12 protein-coding genes are annotated in these 13651 nt (G+C 34.6%); 6 read left to right on the top strand and 6 right to left on the bottom strand.

Features of this window, described 5'->3' with window-relative positions; translation table 11 throughout:
- Window positions 1–21 precede the first annotated feature (21 nt).
- From D778_RS06515 to D778_RS06495, 5 genes are read right to left on the bottom strand one after another with little or no spacing between them, the layout of a single operon-like run.
- A complete protein-coding gene (locus tag D778_RS06515) occupies window positions 22–834 on the bottom strand; it encodes a purine-nucleoside phosphorylase (protein ID WP_040491720.1) in 813 nt (270 codons plus the stop codon).
- Window positions 827–1501: a TIGR04282 family arsenosugar biosynthesis glycosyltransferase gene (locus D778_RS06510; RefSeq protein ID WP_007648904.1), complete on the bottom strand. Its 675-nt coding sequence runs from the start codon at window positions 1499–1501 to the stop codon at window positions 827–829. Before D778_RS06510 ends, D778_RS06515 begins: the two co-directional genes overlap by 8 nt.
- 6 nt (window positions 1502–1507) lie before the next feature.
- A complete protein-coding gene (locus tag D778_RS06505; RefSeq protein ID WP_007648903.1) occupies window positions 1508–2008 on the bottom strand; it encodes a rhodanese-like domain-containing protein in 501 nt (166 codons plus the stop codon).
- 60 nt (window positions 2009–2068) lie between these two features.
- Window positions 2069–3124: an arsenosugar biosynthesis radical SAM (seleno)protein ArsS gene (gene arsS / locus D778_RS06500; protein ID WP_007648901.1), complete on the bottom strand. Its 1056-nt coding sequence runs from the start codon at window positions 3122–3124 to the stop codon at window positions 2069–2071.
- A gap of 43 nt (window positions 3125–3167) precedes the next feature.
- Window positions 3168–3503, bottom strand: a complete 336-nt coding sequence (locus D778_RS06495) for an arsenosugar biosynthesis-associated peroxidase-like protein (RefSeq protein ID WP_007648898.1) — start codon at window positions 3501–3503, stop codon at window positions 3168–3170.
- A gap of 97 nt (window positions 3504–3600) precedes the next feature.
- On the opposite strand from D778_RS06495, the gene D778_RS14515 reads away from it, so the two are divergent.
- Together D778_RS14515 and D778_RS14160 are read left to right on the top strand one after the other, a co-directional pair.
- A complete protein-coding gene (locus D778_RS14515; protein WP_155949903.1) occupies window positions 3601–3768 on the top strand; it encodes a hypothetical protein in 168 nt (55 codons plus the stop codon).
- A 465-nt stretch (window positions 3769–4233) separates the two neighbouring features.
- On the top strand, window positions 4234–4986 hold the full coding sequence (locus tag D778_RS14160; protein ID WP_007648896.1) for a hypothetical protein: 753 nt from the start codon (window positions 4234–4236) through the stop codon (window positions 4984–4986).
- Between the two features lie 60 nt (window positions 4987–5046).
- Here the strand turns inward: D778_RS14160 and D778_RS06485 are convergent, their stop codons facing one another.
- On the bottom strand, window positions 5047–5556 hold the full coding sequence (locus tag D778_RS06485) for a hypothetical protein (RefSeq protein ID WP_007648895.1): 510 nt from the start codon (window positions 5554–5556) through the stop codon (window positions 5047–5049).
- Between the two features lie 443 nt (window positions 5557–5999).
- Between D778_RS06485 and D778_RS14605 the strand changes: the two genes are divergently transcribed.
- The 4 genes from D778_RS14605 (at window position 6000) to D778_RS06465 (ending at window position 13648) form a co-directional block, all read left to right on the top strand.
- On the top strand, window positions 6000–6191 hold the full coding sequence (locus tag D778_RS14605) for a type I restriction-modification system subunit M N-terminal domain-containing protein (protein WP_007648893.1): 192 nt from the start codon (window positions 6000–6002) through the stop codon (window positions 6189–6191).
- 400 nt (window positions 6192–6591) lie between these two features.
- Window positions 6592–8658 (top strand): tetratricopeptide repeat-containing sensor histidine kinase, encoded by a 2067-nt coding sequence (locus tag D778_RS06475; RefSeq protein WP_040491716.1) that lies wholly within the window; start codon window positions 6592–6594, stop codon window positions 8656–8658.
- Window positions 8659–9561 carry a response regulator transcription factor gene (locus D778_RS14155; RefSeq protein WP_007648891.1) on the top strand — a complete coding sequence of 301 codons (903 nt, stop codon included), beginning with the start codon at window positions 8659–8661 and terminating at the stop codon, window positions 9559–9561.
- 7 nt (window positions 9562–9568) lie between these two features.
- On the top strand, window positions 9569–13648 hold the full coding sequence (locus D778_RS06465) for a DUF2380 domain-containing protein (protein WP_155949902.1): 4080 nt from the start codon (window positions 9569–9571) through the stop codon (window positions 13646–13648).
- The last annotated feature ends 3 nt before the right edge of the window (window positions 13649–13651 follow it).

Genomic DNA, 13651 nt, shown 5'->3' with positions numbered 1-13651 from the left:
AGGAGATAATTTGATTACAATTTAGAGTGTCTTTATCAATTCCTTAAACAAGGTAATCATTTGGGGTTCGGCTTTGCCGGCCATTTCAATAATCTCACTGATGTTTACAGGTTTTAGGTTGTCTGGATCGCATTCATCAGTTAAGACAGAAACTGCAGCAGCTTTTAAATTTAAATGATTGGCCACTATAATTTCTGGAACCGTACTCATGCCAACGGCATCAGCCCCAATAATTTTCAGCATTCTGTATTCGGCCCTTGTTTCCAGTTGTGGACCAGCCACACTGGCATACACCCCTTCGTGCAAGGTGATGTTTTGTGATTTGGCAATGTGTTTAAAGGTATTGTTTAAAGCTTTGTTGTAAGGTTCGCTCATGTCTGTAAAGCGTTCCCCTAAAAGTTCCACTCCTTTAAAGGCCAAGGGAGAACTGCCTTGGAGGTTGATATGGTCGTCCAGAAGCATGAGTTCCCCTTTTTTAAAGTTACTATTGATGGCACCAGAGGCATTGGATACCAAAAGTGTTTTAATGCCCAATTTTTCCATAACGCGAACGGGATAGGTAACATCCTGTAAGGAGTAGCCCTCATAGATATGAAAACGACCTTGCATGACTACCACTTTTTTCCCTTCCAAGTTTCCATAAATCAATTTTCCTTTGTGAAACTCCACAGTTGCAGTGGGAAAATTAGGAATGTGGTTGTAGCTAACTTCGGCGAGGACCTCGATATCGTTAATCAATTTTTCCAATCCTGTGCCAAGAATAATGCCTATTTCTGGATTTAAAAAGCCTTTTTCTTCTAAATATTCGGCTGTTTCCATTATGTATTTAATCATGAGTCACTAATTTTTTAAGTATTTTATTGTTATTAACATCTTCAAAGGTATCTATATCGTTTAATTCTTCTAAAAGAAAGAGGTTTTGGTTTTGTAAATTTTTTATGGTTTCCTTTAAAACGGTAGCTGTGCCCCAGGTTTTGTTTTTAAAAATATCAGGAAGTAGTTGTTTCATTCCCAATAAATAATAGCCACCATCTTGAGCAGGACCAATTACTGCATCGTGTGTGTCCAATTTAATAAAAGCATCTGAAATATGCTTGGTGTTCAAGTCTAAAATATCGCTGCCAACAATCATGATTTTGTCATATCCCGTATTAAAAAGTTCGATAAAGGCATTTTGCATTCTTAGGCCCAAATCTGTGCCTTCTTGCAGTTTTTTTCTGAAGATGGTATCGTCCCAAATATCATTTTCAAGAATGTTTTCAGAATAGAAAACAAACTTATCTGCCGAAACAGGAGCTGTTATGTTTGCTGTATGCTGTAATAGGTATTTATAAATGGTTAAAGCAGCTTCGTCCCCAATGCTTTTAGCCAAACGGGTTTTGCATTTTCCCAATTCCGGGTTTCTGGTAAAGATGATTAGGGCTTTTTTGGAAGTTGGGAAATGAAAACTGAAAGCTAATTCCTTGTTGTTATTGGTGTCTTTGGTATTTAGAATGCCCATGATTTGTTAATTAAAAACTTTATTCCCTTTTTTAAGCCATTTGCTCCATTCAGGAGAAAAAGCATGGATGTTATTGGTTTTATTGCCTTTGCTGTCATACACATCAAACCCATTGTTAACCCATTCAAATATACCTCCATATACATTGTAGACATTGGTATAGCCAGCTTTTAATAAGCGATTGGAAATTGTTTCGGAACGGATCCCTAAGGAGCAATAGACTACAATAGGCTGTTGTTTGTTGTTGATTAATAAGGCTGTTTGCTCTAAATTGAAGGTGTTGTAACCAACAAAAACAGCATCTTTGATATGACTTACTTGGTATTCTTGAAACTCACGAGCATCCAAAATCAAGGCTTGGGTATTAGGCATGGCCAATTCTTCCACAGAGATATATGGGACTTTTGAAGTATGGTGTTTTTTGAGTAAGCCATCCAAGCTTTCCTGAGCAAATCCAGTGTATGCAGCTACAAAGAATAAGCATATGATTGAGAGATTATGTTTCATGTTTAGGTGACTTGTGCTTAGGTTGTACTTTGTGTTTTTGGCTCATGAGCTGTCTGTTTACTATGGAATTAGGTTTCCTTGGCAGCTGCTGCCAGCGCCAGCAGTGCAACCATAGCAATGTTGTGAGGTGATGATGTTTCTGTTTTGCAATGTTTCTTCGTTGTATTCACTAATATGTTTTAGGTTGCTGTTTACAGGGAGTTCCAGCATTTGGTTAAAATCGCAATCGTATAAAAAGCCATTCCAACTCACAGAAATGGTATTGGTACACATGAGGTTTTTAACGGTTTCTGGATTGTAGGCCTCTACCAGCGCGTACATGTAGTCCTCGTAATTTTCAGAGGCAATGAGGTAATCCAAAAACCTACTGATGGGTAAATTTGTAATGGTAAAAAGGTTATGAAACTGGATGCCAAAATCTTCCAGCAGTGCTTTTTTAAACTCTTTTTCCAAAGCCACCTGATTTCCCGGTAAAAAAGCACCAGAAGGGTTATGCACCAGATCCAGTTTTAGGTGGCTGTTTGGCATGCCATAACCTATGGCATTGAGTTCCTGAAGTGCTTTAATGGACTTATCAAAAACACCAGAACCACGTTGTTTATCGGTTTTGCCTTTGGTCCAATGAGGCATGGAGGACACCACATGAATGTTGTGTTTTTTAAAAAACCCCGGGAGGCTGTAATATTTTTTATTCGCCCTTAATATGGTTAGGTTGGAGCGCACAATAACATCCTTTATGCCAATTTTGGTTGCTTCTTCCACAAACCATTTAAAATGGGGATTCATTTCTGGGGCACCACCAGTAAGGTCCAGGGTGTGAGCTTGCGTGTTTTTTATCACCTTTAAGCATTGTAACATGGTGTCTTTGGTCATGATTTCCTTTCGGTCTGGACCAGCATCCACATGGCAGTGTTCGCAAACCTGATTGCACATGTAGCCCAAATTGATTTGAAGTACTTCCAGTTTTTTTGGTTTTAATGGGAACTGTTTGGTTTCAGCAATTTTATTGTTGAAGGTGGTAAGTTCGCCATTTTTAAAGATACCGTTGGATAGAAATTCCAGTTGTTTGTTGCTATTTGCCAACTCACTTTGGCGTTTATGTAGGGAATCGATCATTTTATGATATTAAATTGCGGTCTTGACTGCGTTTGTCCAGAGCTTAAAGGTCTAATTTATTCACTTTATTCATCATTTGTACGCCATGAACCAAAGAAGCGCCACCACGAATGGCAGCAGCTACATGTAGAGCTTCCATCATTTCTTCTTTAGTGATGCCGCGTTGCAGGCCGTCTCCTGTATAAGCATCAATACAATAAGGACATTGTATGGTGTGAGCTACAGCTAAAGCAATCAGGGATTTTTCCCTTTCGGAAAGTGCTCCTTCATTAAAAACAGTATTGTAATACTCAAAGAACTTAGAACTGAGTTCTTCATTCCAATCGGATATTTTACCAAATTTTTTAAGGTCTGCTGGGTCGTAATAGGTTTTTTGCATGGTTTTTTTGTTTTGAACATGAATGTACCCATTTAAGTCGGAGTTGCTTATTAAAGTTTACTTAAAATTATAAAATTTTTAGGATGAGGATTAAACATTGGTTGCGTGTAAAGGCATAGAAGAGATGAACCTGGTTTTGGTTATGCATGTGGCATCTGTATTTTTTGAAGGCTTCGCTAGGGAGCACCAGAGGCGTAGTGCCAATTTTAATTCAAATGTCATGAACAGCCATGAGGTTTTTGCAAGTACGCCAGAGTTTGTATAGAAGGGTTGTTAGGCATTCATTTCCATGACCCTATTTTGGCGTAAGCGAATAGCCTGTATGCATTTCCATTACAAAGGTGAAAGCTTCAATAATCCTTTGTTGGTAATTGAACTGAGGTTGATTTGATCTAGGCCTCATCTTATACGAGGTTATTAGGAATATAGCACGACATAAGCACGGTATAAGCACGACATAAGCACGGCATAAATATAATGGAAATATTTAGTATCTTTATGGGAGTTAGGGGGTTAAGGGGAGTGGGGTGTTGAGTATTGAGTATTAAGTATTGAGTATTAAGTATTAAGTATTAAGTATTAAGTATTAAGTATTAAGTATTAAGTATTGAGTATTAAGTATTAAGAGGGTTGGGGTTTTGATTTTGCTTCCCTGTCTGTTCAGGTGGGGTTTTTGGCAGTTATTTAAAAGGTATAGAGATCGAATTATTCATTTAAAAAAACAGAAATTATGGCAAAGTACAAGAGTTTATTTACCATTATTGGTACAATTTGGGGCATTAATTTTTATGAGTTATTAGGTAAACCTGTAAGCCGCAAAGCTGGCGGTGGATTTACCAGGGAGGCTATTAAAACCAAAGCGAGTATGGTACGTGTAAGGGAGAACAATAGTGAATTTGGACATTGTTCCCGGTTGAATAAGGTTTTTAGGCAGGCCTTAAGACCGTTTTACGTTCAACATAAGTTTCCTCTATTTCACAGTAGGTTGATGACTTTATTTACGGGTTTGAAGGCTTTGGATCCTGTGAATGGGCGTGGACAACGCTTGGTGTATAGAGGGCTTGAATTGGATGAAGGCAAACGAAGCCTGGTACGTTTTACATATACACCAGATTGTAAACCTAAAAACGTATTGCCTTTTGATTTTGAGATGGATTGGGACACATACACATTGACCATTCCGAAGTTTCAAATGAAACAAGTTTCTTTTATTTCGGGAGCTACCCATATTGCCTTACAGTTTGGGGTTTTGGATTTTAATTTTAAGACTTTGGATTATAAATTGCATTTGGCGGACAGTTTGGTATTGGCCAAAGATTTTGCAGGAGATTCCTTAAGTTTTGCTGTTACCGAAACACCTGCTGGTCTGGGATTGGAACTGGGAGTTATTGGCATTCGTTATTATCAAGACATAGATGGGGAGCTGTATTTGTTGAAAGCGAAGGAAGGGGTTGGGATTTCGGTTTTGTCTGTTAAGGATTAGGGAATTGTTTGTCTGTTCTATGGGTTGCTTATTTTAGTAGAAATATAAAATAATTTTTGCTCAGTTTTGCTTGTCAATATTGAGCAAAGGGTTTATTTTTTCAATAAGTTTTTGGGCATAGCCATTTGCATCACTCATTTTTGAGGCACCCGTTATTCCATCCAATTCCTTCATTTTCAGGTTTCCATAAAAAGAGGTGCTAAAGCTGACTATGTTTTCCAGGCAGTTATGATGCTTGTGTACAAATCCTTCCACTTCAGGAGGAGGTTTCCAGGTGTACCAAGAAAAGAGGAGGACTATGGCGTGATACTCTTTGGGTTCTATTTGAGATAAGGCACTTAGGGGAATGATTTTAATGTTTACGGGTTTAGAGCTGTAATGTTGTGTTAATACGCTAACTACGGAATCTTTGAAATGGCTCCCTTCATTTGCAATTAAGAGTTGGTACTTGTTGTCGGGATTGGGTTTTTTGTGGCTGTAATTGCAGGGGTTGTAAAAGAATAAAGCATACAATACCAATCCTAGTATTCCCAGTACAATCATTATCACTAATTTTTTAAATATGGGCATGGGTTTAGGATTTCTAACTCCTTCCTGTTTTTTGCAATGGCATATAAAGCAGATAAAGGTTGAGATTATAAAATTACATGAAATTAATGATTATAGATTAATAATGAAGCATTAAAAATGATTTAATGTAAAGGTTGTTTTTTAATTTGTTTGTAACAAAGTAAAGGGTGTTTTAGATATTAATTGTTATAAAGTAAAAGTGTTTTTATGGCTCATTCTATAAAAGAACTTTTGTTTTTAGGATACTTCATGTTACTAAAAGGATAGATAGCCAGAGATAAGAGATTGATAGTTTTAAGTTTTTATTAGGTTTGAAATCAATCAGTAACTTGTGAGGTTGTAAATTCTTCTGAATAATTGAGGAAATCCTCATCTATGTTTTAAGTAAAAGTTATATTTTTAAAAAATATAAGATTCTTTTATAATCGCTATTTAAATTATACATGATCCAACAAAACATAAAACAGCTAGAAACCGAACTTTGGGACGCAGCAGACGACTTAAGAGCCAATTCTAAATTGACCGCTGCCGAGTATAAAGACCCATTATTAGGTTTGGTGCTAATAAATATGGAAAAATACATTAAAGGATTTAATAATGGCTATCTTCTTAAACAGCAAAAACCAAAATTATAAGAAAACATTCTCAACACATCTTCTTCTAACAAATATATTGAAGGGCTGAGAGATGGAGAACTCGCCTATAGCCTAGATATAAAAAAATCAAGAACTCAAGAATTAAAATCTTCCAGAACCAAAAATCGAGATCTTGGATTGGAAAGGTAAAATCTAACATTCAAACACAACTATATTACTAATCATGCCTTTGGCATTCATTTATTTTTATACTAAAGCCATGATAATCAATCATTTTACAGTTCAATACCACTTAAACATAAGCTTAAAACTGTGAAAATCTAATTTTTTTAAGTGAAAAAACACTAAAAATTAGTGATAATTCATTTATGAAAAATAACCATTGATTTCTTTTGAATGTTAAAATTTTAACATTTATATTTAATGTTAAATTTCTTACATGAAGCATCTTCTATTATTATCTGTATTATTTATTAGTTTTTTGAACTTTGGACAAGAGAGTAAAATTGATAGCCTTAAAATCGCTTTGGATCAAAGCAATACCCAGAAATCAAAACTTTTTATTCTAGATTCCTTAAACTCTCTTCTCATTAGTGAAGCATCATTAAATGATGCATTACCTTACTTCACTGAAATGGCTGACATTTCTAAATCACTAAATAATTACGAATTAGAAACTAAAGCATATAAATATATTTCAGAGGCTTACATGAAAAAGATGGATTCCTCAAAAGCCTTTTATTTCGCAAAAAAAGCATTAGATATAAATAAAAACAGAAACAACTTAAAAGGATACTTACTGGATATTAATCAACTAGGAAGAGCATATCACCATTTTCAATTATACGAAAAGGCAATTGAAACCTACAATAAAGGGATTGTAGAATACAATAAAAATGGCGGAGGTAATAAACTAACCGTTCTTTCAACTATCTATTCTAATTTATCTGCAGCCTATGATAAAATTGGACAAACTGATAATAGTATTGAAGCTATTTTAAAAGGAGTTGAAATTGCGGAAAAAACAAATGCTCCAACTCAAAAAAGTTATTCGCTCTACCTACTTGGGTATAAATATATGGGTATAGAAAATTATAAGAAAGCAGAAGAGTATTTCTTAAAATCATTAGAATTTTCTGATAGTGTTTCTCTTCAAACCTATGTTAACATGAACCATCATGGTTTAGGTATTAATTATTCAAGGTGGGGAATTTACGACAAGGCTCTTCATCACAATAAAATAGCTTTAGATTTTTTTAGAAAACAAAATGACAAATTATATGAATTTGATGTGTTAAATAATATTGCTGTCGTTTATCAGAAAATTAATAGGTATGATAGTGTTGTTAAATATGGCGAATTGGCATTAAAAATCGCAAAAGAAATCAACCATAAATTAGCAATAAGTGGAGCTAACTTAACATTATCAAATGCCTATCTGAATCTAAAACAATACAATAAAGCTGAAATGGTATTATTAGAAATTGCTAAAGACACCATCACTCCCAATATTATAGACAACAATTCTAAATCAGCTATATTTTCAAATTTATCAGAAGTTTACGAAGGTAAAAGCAATTACAAAAAAAGCCTTGAATATCATAAAAAATTCAAAAAGATAAATGACTCCATTAATAAACAAAACCTAGATTCAAAATTTTCAGACATAGAAACCAAATACCAAACCGAAAAAAAAGAAAAACAACTCGCCGAGCAAAAAATTGCAACACAAGAACAAGAACTACTTACCCAAAAAGCCAATACCCGAAGCTGGATATTAGGGTTGGGAATCTTACTATTGAGTGTTTCTGCATTCTTTATCTGGAGGCGATACAAAGCAGAAGCCAAAGCCAAACAAATCATTAGTAACCAAAAAGACGAAATAGAACAACAAAAGAACATGGTAGAAACTTTGCAAAAGGAGTTGCATCATCGTATGAAAAACAATCTCTCGTTTATCGATTTATTTATCAATCTTGCTAAAGGACGTTTTGAAGACAAAGCCTACCAAAACAAACTTAACGACCTTCAAAACCGTATGCGCAGTATGTTTGAAGTACACAAACAACTCTTTAAAAAGGATGATGTAACTTCTGTACAGGCTAAAAACTATATTGACACCTTGGTTGAAAATGTGAAACAAGCTTATGAGAAAGACAGTGTAACTATTACCAATACAACTAATGAAAACGAAACGTTACTAGCCAATACCTCTTTTCCTGTTGGGTTAATAGTAAATGAGTTTGTTACCAACTCTTATAAATATGCTTTTGAAGACCAAAAAGAAGGCACCATACATATTGCCTTAACCTCTCAAGACAATGTATATAAACTAACACTTAAAGATAATGGCAAAGGCTTACCAAAAGATTTTGATATTAATGAATTGGATTCTTTTGGGCTGGAAACCATTAAATTATTAACCAAAGAGTATGGTGGCACATTTACCATTGATGGTTCCAATGGTGTTGCCATGAACATAACCTTACCCAAAACTGCTGCATAAATGAAGACAAAAGCACACATTTTAGTTGTTGAAGACAAAGCACTCATCTATAAACGCCTTAAAATGATCTTGAAAGAGCACCATTATTCAGTTGATGATTACGCGCCAAGTGTAGAGGAGGCTATTGGTAACATTAACAAAAAAAGACCTGATTTGGTGCTATTGGATATAGATTTACAAGGCGAACATAACGGTATTTACTTAGGCAATTTGCTTAAAAAGGAATACAACATTCCTTTTATCTATGTAACCGATTTGGATGACGACCAAACCTTTTACGAAAGCCTTCAAACCAAACATGACGACTTTATCCCTAAAAAAAATATTAACCTTACCGAAGAAGAGCCTATTATTATACAAACCAAGCCTCATCTTGATGAGAAGCGACTCATTCGTTCCATACAAACGGTATTAACTTTGAATTATAAAGAAAACAATGTACCTATTAAGGATAAATATATTCTTGGGTATGTAGATTATGTTCAAGAAGCCAAACAACTATCAAAAGACAAGATTCAACAAAAAACAGTAGAACTTAACAACGTAGCCTACTTTACACGAAACACGACCCAAATAGATGAATCGGCATCAACAGGAAAAGACTATAAAGAATTTGTTCGACTGAAAAATAACTACACTCGGTTTTTAGATTGGCAAAATCAATCTCTGTATTTGCCTTGTAATCTTAAAAGTTTATTACCTCTACTGCCATACTACTTTGTACAGATTAGTGAGCACATGATTGTTAACATTCATCCTGATGAATTAAAAGGAACCATCAATGGTTCGTTTTTTCAATTACGTGATGGTGAGAAATATAAAATATCTGAACGCTTTAAACCTGAAGTAAAAAAACGGATTGCTCATTTTTATGTAACTAGTGAAAGTATTAAAAACAAATAATACACTCATGAAAAAACTATTATTTACCATATCACTTTTTATTATCTCATGGATTAGTTATTCTCAATGTACTAATGATTGTGTATATCGTGGTTCACTTGCAGGATTTATCTATGAAGTCGTCTACAACCAAAACAATCCAGATAACTATCAACCAATGGCAAGTTATCCAACTGCGTATATTGATAACACAGGAAGCGTTGAATTAGATAAAAAAATAAGCCTTGTAAGTTATCTAGACTATGGTGACGGAATTACTGTTTTAGGACATTTGGATTCAAGTGGCTACTTATTAACATCAGGAATTGTTAGTCGTGGGGAAGCGTTGGTTGCTATTATGGAAGCCTGGAATATTCCACCTGATTTTACAGGTTCAGTTTCATATAATGATGTAGATCCTAACCACGAATACTATGGTTATATCAATGAAGCAGAAGATTTAAATCTGTTAGATGGTCTTTTTGGAAGTAATTTTAATAGTGATTTTGGTATAACAACAACCGAGTTAGTCACTATCGTTTCAAACGTTCAAAATACAAGTTATCACCCTGTATCAAATGCCGAATTGCTTAATGAAGACAACTATTTTACACCTAATAACTATCAATCAACAAATTTAAATTTTTTACGTGGTTTAGAACAAGGTGTATTCAGTCATTATGCAAAAAATAGTTTTGTAATTCCTGATGTAAAATTTAATTTGAATTTTTCACATTACTACAGCACCCAAATGGTTGAATTACCTCAATCGTATTTTCCTATTAAACCATTAGGTCGTGGATGGACACACACCTACAATTCCTATGTCCAACGAGAAGAAATAAATGGTCAAATCTTCTTTTATATTGTCTGGTCTGATGGAACTATCCATATTTGGGATGATACTGAACTTGAATATATTACCAAAGGAGTTTATAACAACTTCACCTATGGGACAGGAGACGATATTCTAAATATTAAAACCAAAGACCAAACTCAATACTATTTTGAACAGTTAGATGATGATGAAGAAATTTTTTATCTCGTACAAATTGTTGATTCCAATGGAAACGAAATCAATATTGAGTATGAAACAAGTGATGTCGATAACGATTTTAAACGCATTGAATGGGTTGAGGCACCTTCTGGAAAAAAATTACACTTTTACTATCACAACAATACAGACCTTATTGATTACATAGAAGACCCTATTAATAGACAAATTAGCTTCACTTATACGAATGATATCAATCGTCTTAAACGCTTCTATGACGCAAAAGGACAAGATACACGCTACTACTATCTCGCTACTGATGATGACGTACCTGATGAACACGCATACCAACAATATTTATTACGAAAAGTAAGGTTGCCTGAAGGCAACAGCGTTACCGCTGAATATGACGATGATAATGATGGAAAGTTAAATGCCTATCAAATTAACGATAATCCTTCAATATTAATAAATGTAGATTACAGTAACTATGATGCTATTACATCTACGGTAACGATGCCTATGCCAACTATAGGCGACACCCAAGATTTTGATTATGAATTTAACAGTGTTGGTATGGTTACTCATTTTCAAAATGATACCCAAGATATTAATATTAGCTACCCAAATCCAACAAATGTTAATGCGCTTTTACCAACCAACATTAACATTAATGGTTTAGATATAGATTATGAATACGATACTAATGGCAATGTAACCGAAATACAAAAAGAGGGCATTACCGATGAGGATTTTGAATACGATAGCAATAACAACCTCATTCACTATCAAGATGCCAATGGTAACGACACTTTTTTTAACTATGATAGCAACAACAATCTAACATCTATTGTAGATGCTTTAGGGCATAGTGTTACCTTTGGTTATGACAGTTTTGGTCAAGTAACGTCTGTTACCAATCAAGAGGGCATAACCATAAACTACACCTATGAAAGTGATGGTGTGGTATCACTTATGTATGCACCTGAAGGCTTAAGTTCTACCTTTAGTTACGATGGTGTTAATCGCTTACTTTCCCAAACCATAAATAACCAAACATCATCTTTTATCCATGATGATAACGATAACCTAACCAGTCATACTAATATCGGTGGTTTAACCACCACATTTAATTATGACCAAAACGACAACCTTATTACCATTACCAATGCAAATGGTGTAAATACAAGTTTTACCTACAATACCGAAGACCAAGTTGTTAGTGAGACTTTTGGCTCGTTAGTAAAGCAATATGAATACAACGATGATGGTACATTAGATAAATATATAAAACCAAGTGGGCAAGAAATTAATTATGATTATTTAAGTGATGGAAAACTTAATGAAGCAGGAACTATTTCAGACATAGATTATTATGGCAGTAGTGACGGCAAAAAAGAAGGATTAATTTCTAGCATAGCTTCTGACGATTTACGCTACAATTTTGATTATGACACCTTAAACCGATTAGATGAAGTCGAAATAGACAACGATCCCAACAACACCATTACTTACGATTATGACAATGTAGGCAACATAACACGTATATACTACCCAGATAGTCCTTCTGATTTTCATGTGCACTACTACTACGATGCAAAAAACAGACTGCAAGAAATACGAACAACTACAAATGGAACAACTCAAACAGCAGTAGAATACCTCTACCTTGATGACAACAGATTAGATAAAATCTTTTATCATACCGACCAAGTTATTGAAGCTCAATACTCGTATGATGATGCAGGAAGACTAACCAAAATTGAGCATATTCGCCATAACGACATGGGAGGTTTAGATGTCTTGTTTAGCCAAGAAGTAACCCTTGATGTTGCAGGAAATGTACTCACTGACAACAGTAGGTATTATGAAGCTATTGAAAACGAAGAAGACCAACAGTTTAACCTACAAGACGAAACCTATGCCTACAATTCAACTAATCACATAACCCAAGCAGGAAGTGAAACATTAACCGTTGATACCGATGGTAACACTATACAAAAAGGAAATATCAACTATCAATACAATATTGATGACCAACTTACCAGCGTTACAGGAAATAACGGAACTACCAATATTGATTTCCAATTACAATACGATGCCTATGGTAACCGAGTACAGAAAAACATACTACAAAGCACAACAACACCAGAAACCAAACGCTATGTGTGGGATATTATCAATAACAATGTTATTAAAGAGTATAACCCTACTACTAACGAACAAGTATTCTATGTATATGGAGCTTCTGGTTTAGAGTTTTCAGTTACTCCATCAGGACTCATTACCAATTACTTTCACGGAGACATACGTGGTAGTGTAGTTTTTAGAAGTAATCCACAGGGTTATATTGCCTTCAATCACTTTAATAAATATGATGATTTTGGTAATGTGGTAACGCAACAAACTACAGACACAGAAACCTTTGGTTTATTTACATATTTAGGTAAATACGGTATAATGAACGATGTAACCACACACAATGGGTTATATTATATAAAGGCGAGATATTATGATGCTAAACTTGGACGTTTCTTAACTCAAGACCCAATTTGGAGTACGAATTTGTATCCTTATGCTGAGAATAATCCGATAAGTGGGATAGACAAAACTGGAAATTATTGGGAAACAGCATTAGATGTTGCATCTCTGGGAGAAAGTAGTTACTCATTATATAATAACCCAAATTTAGAAAATGCGGGGTTATTCTTTTGGGATTTTATGGCGGTATTTACACCTGCACCTGGTAGTTATTTGGCTAAAGGTGGTAAATATGCAGCTAAATATAGTGATGAAATTGTTCAAGGTGGGCAGTTATTAATTGAGGGGGCTTCATCATTGCATAAGCATCATATATTTCCTCAACAATTTGGAAGCTGGTTTGCAAAAAGAGGTATTTCAATTAATGATTTTACCATTCCATTAAGTCAAAGAGCTCATTTAAGAGGGGTTCATGGTAAAGGTCTAGATGGTAAGTTTATTGGTAGATGGAATCAAAGATGGCTTGAATTTATTGAAAATAATCCCAATGCAAATGCTTCTGAAGTATTTTATTTCGGAGAGAGTCTTCTTCAAGATTTTGGTCTTGACCATTTAAATTACATTAAGTATTAAAAA

The organism is Xanthomarina gelatinilytica, assembly GCF_000348685.1.
Taxonomy (GTDB): Bacteria; Bacteroidota; Bacteroidia; order Flavobacteriales; family Flavobacteriaceae; genus Xanthomarina; species Xanthomarina gelatinilytica.
The sequence above is the reverse complement of the archived record's forward strand: the minus strand, read 5'-3'. Positions and strand labels throughout refer to the sequence as shown.